Source organism: Rhodoplanes roseus, from assembly GCF_003258865.1.
Classification (GTDB): domain Bacteria; phylum Pseudomonadota; class Alphaproteobacteria; order Rhizobiales; family Xanthobacteraceae; genus Rhodoplanes; species Rhodoplanes roseus.
Map to the genome: position 1 here is coordinate 1 of NZ_NPEX01000036.1, position 20,662 is coordinate 20,662.

At 70.1% G+C, this 20,662-nt stretch carries 23 protein-coding genes and 1 tRNA gene; 7 read left to right on the plus strand and 17 right to left on the minus strand.

From position 1 onward, the window contains the following. Positions 1 to 480 (minus strand): hypothetical protein (locus tag CH341_RS07675; protein ID WP_111418486.1); only part of this gene is annotated, 480 nt, incomplete at its 3' end. Between the two features lie 361 nt (positions 481 to 841). On the opposite strand from CH341_RS07675, the gene CH341_RS07680 reads away from it, so the two are divergent. Both CH341_RS07680 and CH341_RS07685 read left to right on the plus strand, forming a co-directional pair. Beyond that, positions 842 to 2,482 (plus strand): MFS transporter, encoded by a 1,641-nt coding sequence (locus CH341_RS07680; protein WP_210208204.1) that lies wholly within the window; start codon positions 842 to 844, stop codon positions 2,480 to 2,482. 79 nt (positions 2,483 to 2,561) lie between these two features. Further along, entirely contained in the window at positions 2,562 to 4,100 is a 1,539-nt protein-coding gene (locus CH341_RS07685; protein ID WP_146604409.1) for an ArnT family glycosyltransferase, read from the plus strand. A 3-nt stretch (positions 4,101 to 4,103) separates the two neighbouring features. Here CH341_RS07685 and CH341_RS07690 read toward each other — a convergent pair whose 3' ends face one another. Together CH341_RS07690 and modA are read right to left on the minus strand one after the other, a co-directional pair. Continuing rightward, positions 4,104 to 4,862: a phosphatase PAP2 family protein gene (locus CH341_RS07690; RefSeq protein ID WP_111418447.1), complete on the minus strand. Its 759-nt coding sequence runs from the start codon at positions 4,860 to 4,862 to the stop codon at positions 4,104 to 4,106. Positions 4,863 to 5,025: 163 nt separating this feature from the next. Next, on the minus strand, positions 5,026 to 5,823 hold the full coding sequence (gene modA, locus CH341_RS07695; protein ID WP_111418448.1) for a molybdate ABC transporter substrate-binding protein: 798 nt from the start codon (positions 5,821 to 5,823) through the stop codon (positions 5,026 to 5,028). A 282-nt stretch (positions 5,824 to 6,105) separates the two neighbouring features. Here modA and CH341_RS07700 point away from each other — a divergent pair. From CH341_RS07700 to CH341_RS07720, 5 genes are all read left to right on the plus strand, one after another. Continuing rightward, positions 6,106 to 6,181, plus strand: a tRNA-Thr gene (locus tag CH341_RS07700). Between the two features lie 110 nt (positions 6,182 to 6,291). Then, the gene (locus CH341_RS07705) at positions 6,292 to 6,540 is read left to right on the plus strand and encodes a hypothetical protein (protein ID WP_111418449.1); all 249 of its coding nucleotides are present in this window, start codon (positions 6,292 to 6,294) and stop codon (positions 6,538 to 6,540) included. After that, positions 6,540 to 6,827, plus strand: coding sequence for a hypothetical protein (locus tag CH341_RS07710; protein ID WP_111418450.1), 288 nt, complete (start codon positions 6,540 to 6,542; stop codon positions 6,825 to 6,827). Before CH341_RS07705 ends, CH341_RS07710 begins: the two co-directional genes overlap by 1 nt. After that, entirely contained in the window at positions 6,824 to 7,003 is a 180-nt protein-coding gene (locus CH341_RS07715; protein WP_111418451.1) for a hypothetical protein, read from the plus strand. Before CH341_RS07710 ends, CH341_RS07715 begins: the two co-directional genes overlap by 4 nt. Beyond that, on the plus strand, positions 7,000 to 7,188 hold the full coding sequence (locus CH341_RS07720; RefSeq protein ID WP_111418452.1) for a hypothetical protein: 189 nt from the start codon (positions 7,000 to 7,002) through the stop codon (positions 7,186 to 7,188). The genes CH341_RS07715 and CH341_RS07720 overlap by 4 nt, the downstream gene beginning before the upstream one ends. Positions 7,189 to 7,198: 10 nt before the next feature. Here CH341_RS07720 and CH341_RS07725 read toward each other — a convergent pair whose 3' ends face one another. From CH341_RS07725 to CH341_RS07790, 14 genes are all read right to left on the minus strand, one after another. Beyond that, positions 7,199 to 7,606, minus strand: a complete 408-nt coding sequence (locus tag CH341_RS07725) for a hypothetical protein (RefSeq protein WP_111418453.1) — start codon at positions 7,604 to 7,606, stop codon at positions 7,199 to 7,201. Next, positions 7,585 to 8,025, minus strand: a complete 441-nt coding sequence (locus CH341_RS07730) for a hypothetical protein (protein WP_111418454.1) — start codon at positions 8,023 to 8,025, stop codon at positions 7,585 to 7,587. The genes CH341_RS07725 and CH341_RS07730 overlap by 22 nt, the downstream gene beginning before the upstream one ends. 8 nt (positions 8,026 to 8,033) lie before the next feature. After that, on the minus strand, positions 8,034 to 8,237 hold the full coding sequence (locus CH341_RS07735) for a hypothetical protein (protein WP_111418455.1): 204 nt from the start codon (positions 8,235 to 8,237) through the stop codon (positions 8,034 to 8,036). 10 nt (positions 8,238 to 8,247) lie between these two features. Continuing rightward, the gene (locus tag CH341_RS07740; RefSeq protein WP_170149518.1) at positions 8,248 to 10,116 is read right to left on the minus strand and encodes an N-acetylmuramoyl-L-alanine amidase; all 1,869 of its coding nucleotides are present in this window, start codon (positions 10,114 to 10,116) and stop codon (positions 8,248 to 8,250) included. 120 nt (positions 10,117 to 10,236) lie between these two features. Beyond that, on the minus strand, positions 10,237 to 10,500 hold the full coding sequence (locus CH341_RS07745; protein ID WP_146604410.1) for a hypothetical protein: 264 nt from the start codon (positions 10,498 to 10,500) through the stop codon (positions 10,237 to 10,239). A 13-nt stretch (positions 10,501 to 10,513) separates the two neighbouring features. Next, entirely contained in the window at positions 10,514 to 11,113 is a 600-nt protein-coding gene (locus tag CH341_RS07750) for a hypothetical protein (RefSeq protein WP_111418458.1), read from the minus strand. 45 nt (positions 11,114 to 11,158) lie between these two features. Further along, complete coding sequence (locus tag CH341_RS07755; protein WP_111418459.1) at positions 11,159 to 12,403, minus strand: hypothetical protein; 1,245 nt, start codon at positions 12,401 to 12,403, stop codon at positions 11,159 to 11,161. Positions 12,404 to 12,423: 20 nt separating this feature from the next. Next, on the minus strand, positions 12,424 to 16,224 hold the full coding sequence (locus CH341_RS07760) for a host specificity factor TipJ family phage tail protein (RefSeq protein WP_146604411.1): 3,801 nt from the start codon (positions 16,222 to 16,224) through the stop codon (positions 12,424 to 12,426). Continuing rightward, positions 16,224 to 16,637 (minus strand): glycoside hydrolase, encoded by a 414-nt coding sequence (locus tag CH341_RS07765; RefSeq protein WP_111418461.1) that lies wholly within the window; start codon positions 16,635 to 16,637, stop codon positions 16,224 to 16,226. The genes CH341_RS07760 and CH341_RS07765 overlap by 1 nt, the downstream gene beginning before the upstream one ends. Next, complete coding sequence (locus CH341_RS07770; protein WP_111418462.1) at positions 16,630 to 17,133, minus strand: DUF1833 family protein; 504 nt, start codon at positions 17,131 to 17,133, stop codon at positions 16,630 to 16,632. The genes CH341_RS07765 and CH341_RS07770 overlap by 8 nt, the downstream gene beginning before the upstream one ends. 2 nt (positions 17,134 to 17,135) lie before the next feature. Continuing rightward, entirely contained in the window at positions 17,136 to 17,516 is a 381-nt protein-coding gene (locus CH341_RS07775) for a hypothetical protein (RefSeq protein WP_111418463.1), read from the minus strand. Positions 17,517 to 17,520: 4 nt separating this feature from the next. Next, a complete protein-coding gene (locus CH341_RS36290; RefSeq protein ID WP_111418464.1) occupies positions 17,521 to 19,881 on the minus strand; it encodes a phage tail length tape measure family protein in 2,361 nt (786 codons plus the stop codon). 2 nt (positions 19,882 to 19,883) lie between these two features. Then, positions 19,884 to 20,237 (minus strand): phage tail assembly chaperone, encoded by a 354-nt coding sequence (locus tag CH341_RS07785; protein ID WP_111418465.1) that lies wholly within the window; start codon positions 20,235 to 20,237, stop codon positions 19,884 to 19,886. A 20-nt stretch (positions 20,238 to 20,257) separates the two neighbouring features. Continuing rightward, on the minus strand, positions 20,258 to 20,659 hold the full coding sequence (locus CH341_RS07790) for a hypothetical protein (RefSeq protein ID WP_111418466.1): 402 nt from the start codon (positions 20,657 to 20,659) through the stop codon (positions 20,258 to 20,260). Positions 20,660 to 20,662: the final 3 nt, after the last annotated feature.

A 20,662-nucleotide genomic window follows, 5' to 3' on the forward strand; every position in this document is an offset into this window, starting at 1 on the left:
GGGCCCCGGTCCCGGGCCTGCGCCGTCCCAGCCCGGCGTCACGACGACGCCCGGCATGTCGTAGGAATAATCGGGCGGCATGATCGTCGCCGGATTGTCCTGCGACTTCGCCGACCACGATTCGTGGAACGCCGGCGCCGGCTGCGGCGGCTTGTTCTTGTCGGGGTCGTATTCGAGACGTCCGACCCCCGGAAGATGTCCGCTGCTCGGGTAGAAGTGCACGAAACGCCGCCCGTTGTAGGCCGGATTGTTCAGGCCGCAGCACATCGGCTGGATGACGTTCGGGCCGAGCCAACCGGCCCGGTAGAGGCCCCAATCGCTCTCGACCACGGCATAGGACGCCTCGCGGCCGTTGACGAAGACGGGCACGTCGCGCCGGCCCGGAATCGCGATGACCGGGCCGTTGTCCTGGGCGACCGCGGGCGTCGCCAGCGTGGCGCTCACCAGCGCCGCGAATCCGATATTTCGCACCTGCGACATGCCCCCTCCTGTCCCGGTCGCATCAGCGGTCGCTCACCACGTGATCTGGCGCCACGTCGGTTCGCATCGCTGCGGGCCAGACGCCCGCTCTGTCCAGGACAACCCACAACGATCAAGATTCCCCTGGTTTCCTGATGCCCCGGCGGCCATTTCGCCCAGTAACCCTAATGGTTCCGGAGTCGTCCGAGGCCGCCCCGGCCCGACGAGGCCGGTGAGGACGCGGTTCGACTTTCGGCTAGCCGCGAAGATCCGGAGAGACTTGGCGGCCGGCGCGGCCTACACCTTGGGAGGGCCTGCAGCGCCACCCCCGAGCCGGGCCCGAACGAACAAAAACAGACACGGAAACGCCGAGGGACGACGCATGGTGGGCAGGGTCCGGGTTTCGCCGCGCGGCGCCGGCATGACGAAGGACGAGAAATTCGTCATCTTCGCCTCGTCGCTCGGCACCGTGTTCGAGTGGTACGATTTCTATTTGTACGCGACGCTGGCGCCGTTCTTCGCGGCGCTGTTCTTTCCGGCCGGCAACGACACCGCGGCGCTTCTGTCCGCCTTCGCCACCTATGCGGCCGGGTTCCTGGTGCGCCCCTTCGGCGCCCTGGTGTTCGGCCGCATCGGCGACCTGGTGGGGCGGAAATACACGTTCCTGGTCACCATCATCGTGATGGGCAGCGCGACCTTCTCGGTCGGCCTGCTGCCGACCTTCGACACCATCGGCTGGGCCGCGCCGCTGCTGCTGGTCGCGCTGCGGCTGGTGCAGGGCCTGGCGCTCGGCGGCGAATACGGCGGCGCCGCGACCTATGTGGCGGAGCACGCCCGACCGCGCCGGCGCGGCTTCGCGACGAGCTTCATCCAGATCACGGCGACGCTCGGCTTCTTTCTCGCGCTGCTGATCATCGGGCTTTGCCGGATCGTCATGGACGCGGAGAACTTCTCGCTGTGGGGCTGGCGCATCCCCTTCGTGGTGTCGCTCGTGCTGCTGGTGTTCTCGGTCTGGATCCGGCTCCGGCTGAACGAGACGCCGATCTTCCAGCGCATGAAGGAGGAGGGGAAAGGCTCGAAAGCGCCGCTGACCGAGAGCTTCTTCCGCTACCCGAACAACAAGTACGTGCTGCTCGCCCTGCTCGGCGCGACCGCCGGCCAGGGCGTCGTCTGGTACACCGGGCAGTTCTACGCGCTGTTCTTCCTGCAGATCACGCTGCAGCTCGATTACCTGCTGGCCTATGCGCTGGTCGGCGTCTCGTTGATGATCGGCACGCCGCTGTTCATCCTGTTCGGCTGGCTGTCGGACCACATCGGCCGCCTGAGGATCATCCTGCTCGGCTGCCTGCTCGCCGCGGCGACCTACATGCCGCTGTTCCAGGTGCTGACCAAGGCGGTGAACCCCGACCTGGCCGCCTTCCAGGAGCGCTCGACCGTCACGGTGTCGGCCGATCGTGCGACCTGCCGGGTCCACGTCTTCGTCGGACCGTGGTCGGACTTCTCGGACTGCGACCGCGCCCAGGACTTCGTCACCAAGCTCGGCGTGTCGTTCCGCCAGGAGCACGTCACCGACGCACCCGTCACGCTGACGATCGGCGACACCCGCGTCGTGGGATGGAGCCAGGGCCGCTGGCAGGCGGCGTTCGAGGGGGCCGGCTATCCGACCTATGCGGACCCCAGCAAGGTCGACTGGATGACGGCGGAGCTCGTGCTGCTGGTGATGGTGCTGTACGTCGTCATGGTCTACGCGCCGATGGCGGCCTTCCTGGTCGAGATGTTCCCGACCCGCATCCGCTACACGTCGATGTCGCTGCCCTACCACATCGGCAACGGCTGGTTCGGCGGCATGCTGCCGCTGCTCGCCACCGCCATCGTGGCGGCGACCGGGAACATCTATGCCGGACTGTGGTACCCGATCGCGGTCGCCGGAACGACCGTGGTGGTCGGCGCCATATTCCTGCGCGAGACCAAGGACGTCGACATCGCGACCGACTCCGGCGTCGACATCTCGCGGCGGGGTTGAGCGCCGCGTCGGCCGCCGCGTTGAACTGGCCCGACCCGGCTGGTAGAGGAGCCGACTCCCGACCAGCGTGATCGTGACCATGCCCCCTTCCCTGCCCCTGAAGACGCCCCTGGACGCCGTGCGGCCGCCGGTGGCCGACCGCAAGCCGCTGACCCGGCTGCCGCTCCTGGTCGCGATCCTGCTCGCGCTGACGGCGCTGCGGCTGGCGGGCTTGCGGCTGTCGCTGGTCGACCTGTTCTACGACGAGGCCCAGTACTGGTCCTGGGCCCAGAACCTCGCCTTCGGCTACTATTCGAAGCCACCGCTGCTCGCCTGGATCATCTGGGGCGCCGAGCGGGTCTGCGGCGAAGCCGAGTGGTGCGTTCGGGCGCCCGCGCCGCTGTTCTACCTCGGCACCAGCCTGGCCGTGTATGCGACCGGCCGCGCCCTCTACGATGAGCGGGTCGGCTTCTGGGCCGCGCTGATGACGGCGCTGACGACGGGCGCGGCGTTCTCGTCCCGCATCGTCTCGACCGACGTGCCGCTGCTGTTCTTCTGGGCCGTCGCCCTCTACGCCTACGTGAAGCTGCTGGAGGCGCCGCGCTGGCGCCACGCGATCCTGCTCGGCGTCGCCACCGGCCTCGGCCTGCTCGCCAAATACGCGATGGCCTATATCGTGCCGGGCATCGCGCTCGCCGCACTCGTCAGCCCGCGGGCGCGGGCCTTGCTGCGGCGGCCGCATCTCTGGGTGGCCCTGCTGGTGGCCGCCGTCGTGGTGTCGCCCAACATCGCCTGGAACGTCTCCACGGGGTTCATCACCTTCAAGCACACCGGCGGCCTGGTCATCGGCGAGGAGGTGCGCTGGAGCGTCTTGCGCGCCTTGGAGTTCCTCGGGGCGCAGTTCGGCGTGTTCGGGCCGGTGATCTTCGGCGCCATGATCGTCGTCACGGTACGGCTTCTGCGCGGGCGCCTGCCCGAGCCCGACCGGGTGATGATCGCCTTCTGCCTCTTCCCCATCGCGCTCGTCACCGCCTTCGCCGTGACGGTGCACGCCTATGCCAACTGGGCCGCGGTGGCGTTCGTCTCCGGCGTGGTGGTCGCGGCCGCGCATCTCGTCCGCGAGAAGGCGTGGGGCTGGATCACCGCGAGCCTGGTGGTCGGCGCCGTCGTGCAGGCGCTGCTGCTGGTCGGGGACGTGATCGCCGACCGCGTCGCGCTGCCGTTCCTCAAGAATCCCAACCCCTATGCCCGCACGCTGGGCTGGCGGGATTTTTCGGAGAAGGCCGGCGCGGCGGCGCGAGCGGCCGGCGTCACGGCGATCGTCAGCGACTCGCGCGGCGATCTCGGCGCCCTCCTCTATTATCTCCGCGACAGCGGCATCGCGGTGCTGTCCTGGCGCACCGAGGAGATCCCGTCCTTCGATCTCGGCCGCCCCTACGGGCCGCGGACGCCGGGCCCCGTGCTGATGGTCACGGCCTGCCGCGACCTCGACCGGATCACGCCGCTGGTGGAGAAGGTCGAGCCGCTCGGGCTCACGCGGACGGGCGACGGCACGGGCGGCCCGCGCGGCTTCCACGCCTTCCGCCTGACGGGTCCGAAAGACCCGCTGCCGCCGCTCGCGGTGTGCCCGTTCCCGTGACGCTCAGGCGGCGCGAGCCGCCGGCCGCATGATCAGCGTATAGAGCACCCACACGGTCAGGGCGGTGAGCACGCCGGACATCAGCACGTCCGAGGTGAAGTGCCCGCCCATGGCGATCCGCACGCCGCCGACCGCCAGCGACCACAGCAGCACGGCGACGACGCCGACCGGCCGCCAGCGGGCCGGCAGCAGCACGGCGACCGAGAGAAGCCACATGGCGCTCGACATCTCGCCGGACGCGAACGAGCAATTGGAGTCGCAGCGCCCGAACGGGCTCCACCACGGCACGAAATCGAGCGTGCCGCCGAACTGCGTCACCTCGATCGGACGCGGCCGGCCGCCGTGCGGCTTGAGGATGCCGTTGATGATCAGCCCGGGCGCCACCGCGAGCGTCGCCACGACGAAGGCCGCGGCCCGCAACGACAATGCCCGTGGCAGCCGTTCGGCCGCGACCCGCGGCGCCGCCAACCGGACGATCAGCGCGAGGCCGGCCGCGACCGCGACGACGCGCACCAGGAGGTCGTTGGCGTCGCGGATCGTCTGCAGCGACTGGGTGTGGGCATAGGGCCAGGCGCGCTGCACGCCGTCGTAGGCGAACGACGTCACGGCGAGGTCGAGCTGCGGCCAAAGTCCGAGCACGAGGCCCACCGCGACGCCGACGGCCAGGATCGCACCGAGCGCGAGCGAGGCGGTCCGGCCGGGCGGCACCGCGGGGCCGAGCGAGACGGTCGGCACCCCCAACGTGGCGGACGGACGTGGCATGAGGACTCCGGCGGACCGACGGGACAGGCCGGAGCGAGGCAGCGCCGCGCGGCGCCCGTTCGGCCGCCGCCCTTAAAGCAAGTCCGGCCGCCCGGTGGAAGAGCCGAGAGCCGGGACGCGGAGCCGCAGCCGGCCGGCCGCCTCGAACCGACGGCCCGTCGGCTCAGTGGCCGACCGGCTTCAGAACCGTGAAGCCGCCCGCCTCGAACACCGTCCGGGCCTCCGGCCCCGACAGGTAGGCCAGGAACTTCGCCGGCCCGTCGCCCTTGGCGGTCGCCGTCAGGGCGAACGGATAGACGACCGGCGGGTGCGAATCGGCCGGGAACACGGCGACCACCTTCACGCGAGGCTCCACCTTGGCGTCGGTCTCGTAGACGATGCCGAGCGAGGCCTCGCCGCGGGCGACCAGCACCAGCGCGGCCCGGACGCTCTCGGCCTGCGCGAGCTTCGGCTCGACCTCGCCCCACAGGCCGAGCTTCTCCAGCGCCGTCTTGGCGTATTTGCCGACGGGAACGGAGGCCACGGCGCCGGTGGCGAGCCGGCTGTCGCCGAGCGCCGCCTTCAGGCCGTCCTTGGTGAGGTCCACCTTCGAGACCTTGCCGTCGGTCGGGGCCACCACGACCAGCCGGTTTCCGAGCAGGCTGACCCGGCTCTTGGGATCGATCAGCTTGCGCTGCTCGGCCCAGTCCATCCAGTCGAGGTCGGCCGAGGCGAACAGGTCGGCCGGGGCGCCCTGCTCCATCTGGCGGGCGAGCGTCGAGGACGCCGCATACGAGAACCGCACCGGCACCGCGGAGGCGGCCGTGAACTGCTTGGCGATGTCGTTCAGGGCGTTCTGCAGCGAGGCGGCGGCGAACACCGTCACCGGGGCCGTCTCGGGGGCCGACTGGGCGCGTGCAAAGGACCCCGTCGACAGCGCGATTCCGGCCGCGACCAGGGCGTGGACGACCAATCGGATCATGGGAAGGCACTCCGTGAAAGGCGGAACGGCACGACGCGGGACCGGTGAGGCGACCGGGCGCTGCCGCGGCCGGGCCGCCATGCTGTATCCCGATTGATATAGCTATCGCAGCGCGGCCCGGTCAAGCAGCCGGCGCCGGGCCGCGCGTCGCGCCCCCGCCGAACCGGGGGGTCCCCGACGTGGCGTCCGCCGCCGACCTTTGTTATAGAGCCGAGGTCGGCCCGGCGGCCGCCGCCCCGCCCGGTGCGGACGGACGCCCGCGCCGACTGCCGAACACGGCGGGCCGGCTTAGCTCAGCTGGTAGAGCACCTGATTTGTAATCAGGGGGTCGGGGGTTCGAATCCCTCAGCCGGCACCAGCACTTAGGTCCCATTCGTTACGATTAGTTACGAATGGTGTTACAAACCCCGATTTCCGGGTCTGTTCCGGCCGCTCGGAACGCCTCCGCCCCTACCCGATTGACTCCGCATGCCGTGGACCGCTCCCCTATCCCGCCCCGTCCGGCCGCGAGGCCGCACGCCCCTGCGGAGCCTCGCCGAGGCCCGCGCTTATCTCCTGACGCTGCCGCCCGCCGAAGCGGCGCGGCCGGCCTGGCAGACCGCAGCCGGCCTGTTGATCACGGCAGCGGAGGCCGGCACCATGGCCGCGACCGAGGAGGCGACCGCGCAGCTCGAGCGGGCGTTGTTCATCGGCTACCGCCTGGACATGACCGGCTAATGGACCTTCGCCTTCGGCGCACGGAGATTCCGACCGGGACGCCTCTCGTCGACGACTGGCGCGTCACGCTCGCCGGCCACACGATCGGCCGGATCATGCGGGTGCAGCGCGCCGGCGCGGAATGGGTCTGGTTCTGGTCGTTCTACATCAGCCCGAACAGCACCGCCGATCGGGGTGACGCTGCGACCCTCGAAGCAGCCGCAGCGGCGTTCCGGGCCCGAGCCGAGGCGGCGGCGCCGTTCGATCCGCACCGAATGATCTACCTGCCCAGGGAGAACGAACGATGATCCGACCGCCCGGTTTCTATTGGGCCCGCGTCGACATCGACGGCGCAGGGCCGGCCGAGGAGCCGACCGTGGTCGAGGTCGACGGCGACGGCGACGTGTCGACGATCGGCCGCGACGAGCCGCTCGATCCGAACCGGGTCGAGTGGATTGGGCTCGCGGTTTCTCCGCGCGCATGACGGACCAGCCCCGGATCCGGCGCGGTCGCTTCCGGGGTGAGCCGGTCGGCGGCGCGCCCGCCGGCGAAGCGGATCACCTGGTGCGCTGCCCGGCCTGCGGGGGGTGGATCGACTGCCGCGATCTCGGATGGGTGCTCGACCACGTCGGCCCGCTGCCGCATCCGGCGAGCGACCGGGAGCAGTAGCCCGGACGCCTCAATGCTCGCCGTCCTCGAGGCGGGCGCGCAGATCCTCGACGGCCCGCCGCGTCTCGCGGCCCTCGTCGATCGACCGCTCGATCCGGTCGGCGAGCCGATTGAGCCGGTCGCTGGTCTCGCCGTGATGCCGGCCGTTGGCGGCGAACATGCGCTCGATCGCCCGCGCCGCCTCGCCGAGCTCGCCGTGCAGCCGGTCGAGCTGCTCGACCACGTGGCGTTCGGCGAGGCCGGCGCCGATGGCGGTCCGGCTCTCCGCCGGCAGCACGGCCGGGTTGCGCCGCGCCTCGGCACGCGCGCGCAGCACCGTGATCCAGGCGACCAGCACGGCGCCGCCGGTGCCCGAGCCGAAAATGGTGACCCACCAGGTGAGGACGTCGCCCGAGGTCAGCCCGACGTGATCCGCCATCGCCCCAGGGCCCCCGATCGGTATGAATCGCCGGCCCCACGGACCACGGAATGCGCCTCGAACACCGCCAGCACCGGATAGAACGCCAGCGCCGAGGGCGTGGTGCCGGGGTCGGCCCCGGCCCACAGGAGCCACCACAGGCCGAGCCACCAGCCGAGCCCCCAGGCCGCGCCGCCGGCCCGCAGCAGCGGCGAGCGCCGCCAGCGGCCGTTGATCCACAGCGCCGTCATCCGCATGGCCCCGATCGCGATCGACACCGCAGCCCACACCGGCTCGGGCGCGATCAGCACCAGCAGGCGGAATCCGGAGAGCCCCAAGGTCTCGCCGGGCAGCGCCACCGCGATGCCCCAGGAGATCATGAGGCTCGCCAGCAGCCACTCCGTCATGCGCGCCTGGATGTAGGGCGAGCGGTCTGGCATGCCGGGCCTCACGAGGCGCGATCGGCCGGCGCCGGCACCAGGTCGCGCTGTCTCGCTCGACCGGACGGCCGCCGCTCGCCGTGCGGCGTCACCTCGACGGTCGCCCGGCTGTGGCGGTCCTGCTCGTCGCGCGAGCGCGGCGCGGGCGGCGGGCGGAGCGGCGTCACGCCGGGGATGCTGTCGTCGCCGATGGGGGTGATCTCGATCTTCATGCGCTCGCCCCTATCGATCGGCCCGGGTCAGGATCCCGGTGCGGAACTTGTAGACGACGTCCAAGACGCCGAGCGCGACCTTGACCACCACCCAGAGGCCGCCGCCGATGGCGAACAGCCACCAATGCGTCACGCACCACTGGACGGCGCCGATCAGCGTGGTGGCGATCGACGTGATCGAGGCGGCCGTCTCGCCGACGCTCGCCATCGTCTCCTTGGCCTGGTCGAGGATGCCGCTCTGCTGGATGCCGCCGACCACCCCGCCAAAGCCCAGCGCCTTGCCGAGCCAACCGACATCGTCCAGCGTCTTGATCTCGGGGGAGCCCTGGGCGCGCAGCTCGGCCGCCGTGGCGCCGGCGCGGCTCGCCGCGATCTGGCGCGGCCCGGCCTTGGCAAGGGCGGCGCGCATCTCGTCGTCGACCTGGTCGCCCTCGCCCAGCCCGTGCTCGGCCCGGAACGTGCGGATCGCCGCGCTGGTGTTCGGGCCGGCGAGCCCATCGGGCCGGCCGACCATCGTGTAGCCTTTGGCGCCGAGCTGGCGCTGCAGGTCGTAGAGCGCCGGGTCGCCCTCGTCCGCAAGCCCGGGACGCGCCACCGGGGCGGCGGGGGGCGGCGCCGGCGCATCCCGACCCCGCAGCGCGGACCAGAGGGTGCGCAGCAGGCCGGGACGCTCGGGCAGCGCAATCGGCGTCGGCACGGTGGTGACGGTGGGCGGGACCATTTTGGTGACGCCGACGGAATGGTCGCCGGAGAGCGACAGGCCAAAGGCCAGCGCCTGGTCCCAGCGCGCCGTGAAGCCGCGCCAGAACTGAGCGCGCCGGCCATAGGCCTCGACCTCGTAGGCCTCGCGGGCGGCGCGCAGCGCGGGCAGCAGGATCGACGGCGGCATCGTGGCGGCCGCGGCCTTGGTGGCAGGACCGACGTCGCCGTCCTGGTCGACGCCGACGGCGCGCTGCAGCACCTTGGCCGCCCCGCCCCGTCCGCGATGGTGGATGGTGTCGCGCAGCATGAACTCGACGCCCGGGTCGCTGGTCCAGTCCGCGGCCGGCGCGGTGTCGCGCAGGATGTATCCGCAGGCCTTCGCCTCGGCCGCCTCGGCCTGGCCCGCCTCGATCAGCCCGGCGAGCTCGGCCGCCTCGTCCGGATGATAGCGATCGTTGAAGCCGGCCACCTCGTAGGTGCCGCCCTGATCGCCGGCCGGCAGGCGGTACACGGCGAGCCGGCCTTGCTTGTCCCGCCGCGCCTCGAAATCGAGGATGTGCTTCGCCATTCGGGTGCGCAGCGCGTCGCCGGTCGGCGGCCGAGGCTGGACCTTTTCTCCGTGGTCGGAAGCATGGTCGACGCCGGCCGCCATCCTGGCCCGCACGGCCGCGATCACGTCGGCCTTGACGACGTTTTTGCCCGGGCAGGCGTGCGTCGTCTTCTTGTCCTCCTTGTGCAGGCGGATGGTTCCGGGATCGAGGCCGAGCCGCGCGCACAGGATCGCGATCGCCGCCACGGCATTGGCGCGCACCGCCGCCCCGCGGCCCGAGGTGAAGGGCTCGCGATCGAAGTCGCCGAGCATCTCGACGCCGAGCGCGACGGCGTTCCAGCTCGGCGAATGCACGCCCGCCTTGGTGAGCGGCGTGAACACCCAAATCTGCCGGTCGTCGACGAACAGATGCGGCCCGGCGGACCAGTGCTGGTCGTCGCGATAGTAGCGCTCCAGGTTGGCGATGTGCTGCCGGGTCAGCCCGTCCGGCCGCTGCGCCAGCGACGGCGACGCCGTGTTGTGCAGCACGACGAATTGCGGCGTCCAGCCGGTCCAGCGGAGCCCGGCCACATAGGCCGCGAAGGTGGCGGGGGTGAACGACTGTCCGACGATGCCTTTCCAGGCCATGGCGTGCTCCATTGCTCCGGCGCGCGGGCCGGCGATCAGTCTCGTGATGTTCGGATGGGCAGCTGCCGGCGATCGGGGCCGGCGGCGGTGCGTCGTCGTGCTCGCGCGCCGGAGAATCGTTCAGGCGTAGACCAGAACCTCTTCCGGCGTGTGGGGCATGCCGGCATTGATGATGTCGTTGTTCGCCGTCGCCGTGCCGGCACAGACCGGCGCGTCGGTGAAGTCGCAGCCGATCACCTGACCGGTCGGGATGGACGGCCAGGCGAAGAACTTGTTGCCCGGCTTCACCAGCTGGAGCACGTAGGCCCCCTGATTGCCGGCCGGCGTGGTGACGTTCATCAGCATCGTCTGACCGTTGATGGTCTTCTCGTAGAGCACTTTCACTGCACCCTCCATGTCAGGACACCCGATTGATCGCGAGGTTGAGAGACTGCGGATCGGCGGGCTGGCCGGCCGCGTTCGTGACGGACACGATCACGAAGTCGTCGAACCGGTTTTCGCTCGGCACGCAGGCCGAGAAGCCGGACTCGTCGGTCCACGCCTGCGCGACGAAATCCGTCGTCGGCAGCGTCTCCGAGAAGAACACCCAATATTCGCCGAGCCCGACCCGCATCGCTCCGGCGACGCGCGCCCCGGTGGTGAAGCTCTGTACGTCGGCATCCGCCACCACGATCCGGGTCATGGCCCAGATCACGATGCTGGACGAGATGGTGCGGCCGTCGAGCGCGGCGACCTGATCTCGAAGCGCGGCGTTCTCGGCGGCGAGCGCCTCGTTCTCCGCGGCCAGCGCATCGGCCCGCGCCGCCTGCGCCGTGAGCGCGGCCAGCTCGGTACCGAGCAGTGCCGCGATGGCCTCGACCGCCAGCGGGGCGGCATCGCCGACGCGCCAGCGCGGCGATCCGTCCGGCTTGGTGCCGTCGGCCACCCACGCGACCTGATGAGCCCCGGCGATCGTGCCGTCGTCCTTCCCGCGAATCAGGATTTCGTAGATCGCCATTTTCCATGCACCTTCGTTGGTTCAACAGGCTTCGATCCTCTGTCATCAGAGGGCGAGCCAATAACTACCGTTGGAGCCGACAAGTAGTGTCACCACGCCGCCGCCCGTGACCTCACCGAGACGGCTGACGGTGCTACCGTCTGTCACCCAGGCCAGACTGCCCGCGCCGACCAAGGAGGCGCTTGGAAGCGTCGCGACCGTGTAGGAGCCAATGCGGGCGACGCCGGCCACGTGGAGTGGCGCCGTGGGTGACGAGGTGCTGATCCCGACATTACCGGCGTCGTCGATGCGAACACGTTCGGCGGTCGTCGCGGTTGCTTTCTGGGTCGTCTCTATTGTCAGATAAGTTCCATACGCGCTCGGACTGCTCCAATTTTCGGCAGCGTAGGCGCGGATCGCGGCTCGCCGCGCCGAAAATCCAGTTCCGTCGTGACCGTGCGCAGAAAGCTGGAACAACGCATCGTTTGCGATCACAGCGGTCGGGCTCGCTGGAGTCCCGTTGGCGCGCCGCAACAAATAGACTGGCATTCCGCCATAGCAATCTGTCGTATTGAATGCAGTCGTCGTCCCAACGACATGAAGATTGTAGGCCGGCGAAGCCGTCCCGACGCCGACCTTGCCGTCGGCCGCCTCGAAGAGACCGCTGGTCTGCCCGAGCGCGCCGGCGGAGCCCCATCGCGCCAGGCGGCCCGTGACGGCGCCGGAGAGCACCACGTTCGCCTTGGCCTGCCCGGCCGTCGCCCAATCCCAGGTGACGGTGCCGGTGTCCGTCACGACGCGCTCGGCCGAGAGGCCGGCCTGCGCCGTCTTCACCAGATAGTCGGCCCCGGCCGGCGCGCCGCTTCCCGGCGCCGCCTGCTCGACCCAGGCGCCGGCGACCTTGGTCCAGGTCTGCCACGGCGAGACGTCGATCTTGACCGCGATGTCGCCGTCGTCGCCGAGGCCGACGTCCGGCGTGGTGCCGCTGATCACGTACATCACGGCGCCGGATCCGGCGAGCGCGGCGAGGTACTCGCGGACCTTCGCCTGGGTCACGGCCGGATCGTAGCGCGACCACGAGCGCTTCAGCAGCGCGTAGGAGAGGCCCGACGCTGTGGCGCCGGCCCAGGGGAGATAGAGCTCGAGCGCCGCATTGCCCGTGACCGTCTTGACGACGCCGAGCAGGCCTTGCGCGTGGATCTCGTCGCCGACCTCGGCGACCGAGGCCCACAGCGTGCCGACACCGGTGACCGTGGTCGAGCCGTTGGTGACCGAGAGCGTGCCGGTCGTGTAGGGAGCGCCCAGCGCCATGGGTCAGGCCTTTCGATGGATCAGACGACGTTACGGGGTTCGAACAGCGCCATGCCCGGATAGGTCGTCAGGTTTTCAATGACCTGCCCGCCGGTGTTATAGGCGCTGTTGGCCGTGACCTGTTTCCATATCTCGAACGTGTATGCCGTTCCGATTGTCAACCGCTTCAGCAGCGCGCCGGAGATAATGCCCACACTATAAAAATAGTCCTGATTGCGGGCTCCGATGTCGATCTCGATCACCAATGTCGACGCCGCGTAGATACGCAAATAGAACCGCACGGTGAAATTCGCTTTGTATGTGCTCGTGTTTATGGCCGTCTCTACCGATATCGCAATCATTACGTTTCCGCGTTCCGGCGTGAAACTTCCGGCGGACCAATAGAACGCCTTGTCGTAGGTGGTTTCAAAGTTCGACGTCGAATAGGGGTGCGCGATCGAGACCGTGGTCGCGTTCCCGATGACGTTGAGATTGAGCGTCGCGGCATCGGCCGTGAGCTTGTCGACAGACAGCGCGCCGGCCGCGACCTTCGCCGCCGTGATGGCGTTCGCTGCGATCTTGTCCGACGTGATAGCGTCGGCGGCGATCTTGCCCGCCGTGATCGCGTTCGCTGCGATCTTGGCGGCGATGATGCACCCGTCGATCAGCATGTCGCCGCGCAACGCCAGCTTGGTGACACCGTCGACCGTGCCGATCGCGAACACCGGCACGGGGTCTCCGCCACTGACCCCGGGCTTGGCGACCTTGAAGTTGTCCGACACCACGACGAAGTCGCTGGTGGTGCCGTCGTTGACGACGTAGTAGCCGACCACGTAGCCGTTCACGTCGAGCGCCAGCGCATAGAGCGCTGTGAGCGTGCCGCCGAGCGTCTCGACGATCGTGGCGACCTCGGTGATCGAGGCCTGCAGGCTGCCCTTGACCGCGCTGACCAGCACCCGCACCTCGCGCTTGTCGATCGCGTTGGCCGCGTCCTGGTCGGCGGCGGCGCCGGCGATGCGCTGGGTGCGGAAATCGATCTCGGCGATCTCGCGGCCGAGCTCCTCGGTGACGTGCTCGCGCAGCCCATCGACCAGGGAGCCCGGTTTCACCGTGGCCTCGAAGGTTCCGAACGTGGTCTCGACGGTCGGGCCGGGCAGCCCGGTGGCTCCGATCGCCCAGGCCTGCAGCTTGACGGTGCCGCCCTCGACGTGGCGGATCGAATAGGTGCCGTCGAGCGACAGGCCCTCGGACACGATCTCCCAGGTGTCGCCGTCGTCGTAGCTCAGGCGCACCACGTAGGACGCGGCGCCGCGGGCCGCGGCGATGGCCCAGTCCATCACCAGGGCCGAGCCCTTGGCCACGGCCGCGGCGCGCACATAGGCGACGGTCGGATACTGCGGCGTGCGGATGTCGCCGATGCTCGGCACCACCGGCTCGGGCGGCATCGCGGCGCCGATCGCGGTCCACACCTCGGGCGCGTCGACCAGGGCCTCGATCTCGATGCTGTCGCGGCCCTGATGCGCGATGCGGCGCACCAGGTACTGCTGCTCGACCGTGGCGAGCGGCCCGATCAGCACCGTGGTCGGCGCCTGCGTGTCGAGCGCGACGACGGAGGCGAGCGACTGGCCATAGGCCGCCTCGACCGCGGCGACGTCGTCGGAGTCCAGCGTCACGACGTGCGGCGCTTCGGCGTCCGGAATCGTCACGGCCACCGGGCCCCACTCGCGGCCACGGCGGTCGCGCAGATAAGCGTAGAGCGTGCCGCCCTGATCCATCGGCGTGTCGAGCGTCAGCGTCGTGCCGCTGCGCGCCATGACGCCACCGGTGCGGCTCGATCCGCGATCGAGAAACCACATGTCGGCCAGGATCGGATCGCCGCGCCCGACCAGCCGGCCCATGCGGTCGCACGAGAAGGTGCGCTTTTGGCGGCGATAGTAGCCGGCGGCCGCTTTCCAGCGCGCGATGTGATTGGCGTGACTCCACGTCGTGACGCCCTCGACTTTCATCCGGGTCGGCGTCAGCGACGCTGCTCCGTAGGTGACGCGGGTCTCCCGGGTGCGGCGCGGATCGGCGTCGGGGCTGTACTCCACGATGACGTCGGCCGCGCCCTCGTCGCGCGCGATCTGCACCTCGACCTGCGACGAGCCGCGCTTGATCTGGCGGCGGCTGAACACGTGCCGGCGCACCGCCTTGGGTTCATCCCTCACCAGCGACCACAGCGAGCCGATCACGGCGGGCTCGGCGCGCATCGGGCCGAGCACCACGGCCGCCGCCTCCCACACCGAGACCGGGCCGCGGATCACGCCGTCATAGGTGTCGTGCTCGGACAGGCTCCCGGCGTAGCCCGCCAGCGTGTCGACGTCGACCAGCGACGGATCGAGGGCGCCGCCGTAGCTCGAGGTGAGCACATCGTGATAGGCCCACACGCATTTGCGGGTGGCCTCGGTGGCCCAGGCCGTGCCGTCCCAGACCGGCAGCTTGCGCGTGGCGCGCACGTAGAGCTGGCCGAACGCCGTGACGCCGAGTTGCTTGCCGCTGCGGATGCGCACCGCGATCTCGGTGACGTGCGGCCGCGTGACGGTGTCCGGGAAGTGGGCGCGCAGCCCCGACCAGATGATGGTGTTGATGCCCTTGTCCCAGTAGGGCTGCATGTTGCGGCCGCGCACCAGGTAGCGCCCGTCCGGCACCGTGACGTATTTGGTGTAGCGCAGCGCGCGGGTCGAGTAGACCGAGGCGCCGTCCTCGAGCAGCGTCACCCACGGCCCGGTCGGAACGTCGTCCTCGTCGCACGGCGCGTACTCGAATTTGAGCGACCAGTTGCCGGCGAACGGCTCGGACCCGCCGTTGTTGGCCACGCCCTGCGGCAGCTCGTAATCGAGCTGGATTTTCGAGGTGGTGGTGCCGACCTCGCAGACGGCCCACGGCCCGGAATAGGCCGGCGTGTCCTCGGGGCGCGGAAGCTCGATGCTGCTCACGCCCGGGTGGCTGTAGACCGAGCCCGGCACCAGCGTCGAGGTGCCACCCGGCGCAATGATCTCGACCGCGGTGTCGGGCGTATCGAACGGCGCGCGGATGCCGTCCTCGGCGGTCCACAGCCGCGAGGCGCTCTCGGTGCCGACCTGGATCTCGTGGACCTCGTACTCGCCGAGCCCCAGCGTCATGCGCTTGTAGAGCAGCACGTCGTCGCCGTCGTAGACGGTGTAGTCGGGCTGCGTCAGGTCGGGCGAGGACCAGAACCGGCCGTAGCCGACCGGAATGCGGTCGCCCGGCCGCGGCAGGTTGCCGCCGCCCGAGACGCCGTAGACCGAGCGGGAGTCGGTATCCGTCGTGTCGTTTGCTTTCGCCTTGGTGGCGAGCGAGATCGCGTAGGCGCCGCCGACCACGAGTCCGGCCTGGACCGCCGCGACCGCGCCGGCATAGGCGCCGGCCGAGAGAAGCGTGCCGGTGAGCGCCGAGCCCGCGCCCACGAGCGCCGGCGCGGCATACGGCGCCAGGGCGAGCAGCGCCAGCATGGCGACGGCACCGCCGATCTGCTTTCCGGTGTTGCTGCCCGCGGACGAGCCGCCGCCGAGCGGCAGATAGGTGATGAGAACGGTCTCGTCCGGCCCGACCCGGGTGCGGGTCCAATCGGCGCGGCACACCACGGTGTCGTCGGTCGCCGCGAACGCGCCGCCGGCCGGGTGCCGCGAGACGATGAACGGCCGGCGCGCATCGGCGTGCCGCGCCACGATGGCCGCGACGCTGCGCCGGCGGCGATCGAGCACGATGGGCGCGCCGACGGCCTGACCCATACAGGTGCGGGCCAGCAGCGTGGCGCCGTGGCGTTTAGGGGTGCGGGGCATCAACGGACCGGGACGAACCAGGTGGGGAGCCAGCCGCGGAGCGCGAGCTGGGCGAGGGAATCGAACACCACGCCGTGGGGCGCATCGGTGTGCAGCACGCCGCCGCCGTCGAGCGCGAGCCAGACGCCGACATGCTCGTGCGGCCGGCCGGAGCGGCGGCGCATCAGGACGAGGCAGCCGTGCGTGGGCCGCAGCGCCTGCTGCCAGTCGCCATGAGCCGGGTGCTCGGCGAACACCCGGTAGCGCTCCAGGCGCCCCTCCGCGTCGCAGGGCGGGGCCTCGCGCATCACGTCGGGCAGCGAGCGGCCGAACAGGTCGCGCTGCACCTGCTGCACCAGGGCGCCGCAGTGCAGCCCGGTGCGGTCCCAGGGGCGGCCGATCAGGGCCGAGACGTAGGCCGCGGCGTCAGTCATTCGCCAGAGCCGGGTAAGACTCGCGGTCGTAGGTGCGCAGCGTAAACGCCTGCGTCTCGACCTGCGGGAGCGACACGGTGGCCTCGGCCGCGGTGGCGGTGAGCGTGGCGACCCGGAGCTGCAGGCCGCTGATCACCTCGCCGGGCTGGGTCAGGTCCGCCGACGTGTAGACGCGCCAGGTGACGGCGAACGGCTCGGTCGCGGCGGTGGCGGCGAGCAGCGGTCCCATCAGCAGGTCGGCGGCGAGGTCGAGCCTGACCCGCATCGGCGTCGGCCCGTCGTCGTCGACCCCGGGCGGGATCACGCTGACGCCGAGCGCGGTGAAGGTGACGGGCGTGCCGCCCAGCACCAGCGGCAGGTCGATGTCGTCCTGCCCGTTGCACAGCACCCGGATCGGCTCGGCCAGCGTGACGTGGTCGAGCTCCAGCGTCTCGTGGCAGACCTCGCCGGCCGGCACGGCCGCATAGGCCTCGGCGATGGCATCGGTGAGCGGCATGATCAGGCGGCCGGGAAGACGAGTAGGGTGAAGGAGAGATCGTAGAGGTCACCGGACGCGGGCGGCGCCGACCAGCGGCCGCCGTCGATCTTCACGGTGCGGGTCGTATAGGTTCCGTCGATCGGCACCGACATGGTGAACCGGCCGGTCCCCCTCGCAATGTCGTCGCGCCAGAAGGCGCGGAAGATCGCCAGCTCGGCCCCCGACATCCTGAGCTTATAGGGCAGCCGCTCGATCAGCGTCTGCCCGCCGACGCGGTCGATCGGCGGCCCGTCCTCGACATCGGTCGACACCGCCGGCGCGACGAAGTCGCCATACGCGAATCCCTCGACCTGCGGCTGGTAGCGCGAGGCGAGGCCGGACGGCCAGCTGGGGAGCGCCATCGGATCAGCCCCGCAACCGCGGCCGGAGGCCTGCGGCCTTCGACGTGGCGCCGCGGCCCGAGCCGATCCTGCTGGCCACCATGCCGTCGACCGCCGATTCGATGTCCAACACGGTAGCGCCGTTGCTGTCCTGGCTCTGGCTCACCTGCACGCCCGCGGCGTTGTTGTTGATGATCACGGTGGTGCCGCCCCCGCCCTGCGCCGCGACGCCGAGCCGGCCGTCGCTGGTGCGGCGCAGCGGCATCACCGCCTCGGGCCCGGCCTCGCCCATCAGCCCGGCGCCCCTGGCCATCGGGAAGATGGTCGGACGGTCGACCACGCCGCCGCGGGCGAACGGGATCACGTTGCCGCCGGCGAACACGTTGCCGTTCGCGTTCGGGAGCAGGCCGGAGAGAACCGATTGCCCGCCCGGCCCAAGCCCGCCGAGGGCCTTCCCGACGAGATTCTGAAGCGACATTTCGATGAGCTTGTCGGCCAGCCGGTTGAGCGCGTTACCGAGCGCCTCGGTCGCGGACACCCCGTTCCGGATGTCGCGAACGAAGCCGGTGGCGAATTCGGTGCCGAGTTGGTTCAGCGTGCGGAGATCATTCGACCGCTGCGTGGCCTCACCGAGCGCCCTGGCATTTTCGCGGAGCAGCCGGGTTTCCTCTTCGGTCGGGGATCGGCCGCGAAGCCGCATTTCCAGGATCTTCTCCTGCTCGGCACGATACGCTGCCGCGGCGCCGACGGACATTCCGATTGTGGCCGTCTCGATCTGAAGCTGCCCGGTTTGCTGCTGCATCTGCAGCGTACCCAGAGCCTGCGCCCTGGTCAGCCGCAGCAGCGCCGCCTCTTCGGCCTGGGTGATACGCACCCCTGATGCCCGGGCCTGCGCGATCTCGATTTCCTTCTGCCGCACCTGATCGCCAACGGAGCCGATCTGCGCGAGGATACCGAGGCGCTGGGACTCGAGCGCGAGCTGCCGTTGCTGTACCTGGGGGTCCACGGTCGGCGGGCCTTTGAGGGACAAGGGGGGTCCGTATTCCTCCATCGGTCGAGGCTGTGGCAGGGGCGGGTTTTTAATCGCAGACGGAGCGCGCAATGCGGCCGCGCCCTGAAATCGCGCCGGCAGCGGTGGCGCGGACACGGCTGGCGGATACGACGTCGTCTGGTAACCCTTGCCGAAGACGAGTTCCCTCAGCTTCTCGCCGAGATCTTTCTCGAACGTAGCAAAGCCTTCCTGCGCTTTCTGAAAATCCGAGACAGCCTGAACTGTGGCCGAGCGCACATATAGGCTGAAGTTGGTCCACGCCTTGTTCCACGCCACGTCGAATTCGCGCGCCTTTTTGATCATCTCGTCGTTGGCCGCGCCGCCAAACGACGCAGCCTCTTCTCTGGCGCGGCGCAGCGCCTCCGGCCCGCCCTGAAGCAGGCGAACCCATTCCATCGTCGCGGGCAGGCCGGCCTGTTGCAAGATCTGCAGCCGCTGCTGATCGCTCGCCGCGTTCTGGACCAGGGACGCGACCCGATCCATGGCGTCGGCCGTGCCCTTGACCGTCTGGCCGTTGGCCCGCATCAGGTCGGCCAGAGACCCGGCGCCGCTCTTGGCCCGGTACACCTCGGAGGCAAAACTCTTCATCGCCCCGGAGAAATCGTCCTGCCCGATGCCGCGGAACGACGCCGCGGCCTGGAGCTTCGCCATCTCGGACGACGTGACCCCGGCGGAACGTGCCGTGTCGTCGAGGGTAAGCGCGAAGTCCTTCCAATATCGCCACGCCGCATAAGCTCCCGCGCCGAGCGCCACGGTGCCGGCGGCGAGCAGCGCGACCGGTGAGATCAATCCCCGGAGCTGTCCGATAAACCCCCGAACCGTGCCGTTCGAGCTCGTGAAGATGTCGGCGATCTGCGTGCCCTGTTGAGCGAGCACGGTGAATGGAGATTGCCCGCCGGCCAGCGACACGCCGACGTCCTGGATCTGGCGACTGAGATTTGTCAACTCGTACCGCGCGAGCCCGGTGCTGCGCGCCATGTTCTCGTTCGCCGGGACGACGCCGAGATAGCGACGGCGCGCCTGTTCGACGACGCGGGCGTGTTCCTGAACCGTCGTGATGCCCTGCTGCAGCGCCCGGTCTGCGATACCCTGCGCGCGTGCGAACTGCTGCTGCGCCCGATAGTTCTCATCCACCCGCTGACGCATCACGTCGTAGCCGCGGGCGACCGAGGTCTGGCGCCGAGCCGATGTCTCGGTCGCGGAGGCCATGGCCACGCCGGACGACGCCACGCCCTGCTGGGCTTTATCAAGTGCGGCGAGGTCCCGCGTCGTCTTGTCCAGGCCCTCGGTTCGGGCCCGGACGGTGACGAGGCGGATGGTTTCGGTCGTCGCCATGGTTACACCGGTTGTTTCTGCTCGCGGCGGAGGGCTGCCTCGGCCTCCCTGGCCCGCTCCTGCTCATCGCGCCGGGCAGCCAGGTAACGACCGTCCAGCGCCTGCACGAGGGCGGCGAAGCGGTCAAATTCGTCCAGGTCGTCGATCCCGTAGCGGACTGCCCATCGATCGATGGACGCAAATGGGATTGGTCCCTCGCCCATGCCGACCGAGCGGTCCGAAGAGAGCGTCGTGAACGCGTCCCAGACCATCGCGGCGCCCGGCGGCAGCACCGGGCGGTCGAGATAGCCGGGCGGTACCTTTCGGCCCTCGGCGAGCCATCTCTCGAGGATCTCGATCTCGCCGCCCCACGCCATCTGCCAGCGCAGGGCGTCGGTCAGTTTCCCAGGTCGGCCGCGTGCGCCGCGTCGTCGTGGCGACCGACCTGCATCGCCGCCCACAGCACGGCATCGCGCACGGCGGCGAGGTCGGGATCCGCGAGCACACGGCGCGCCGTATCGGGCGAATACGGCTCGTCCTCCCAGTTGCGCCATTCGAGCAGGATGGCACCGAGGATCACTTCGGTCTCGATGCGGTCGAGCTCCTCGATCGGGATGCCCGCCGGGTCGGTACGCAGCTTGGCCGGCAACGCGCGGATCAGCTTGTTGCGGAGCGCGCGCGCCGAGGCGCACTGCGCGCCCCGAACCCGAACCTCGAAATCCCCCATTTCGGGGATGTCGCCGATCCAGGCGCCGCTCTCCTGGCGGGCGGAATTCGTCTTGATGTCGGCCGTCTTCATGGG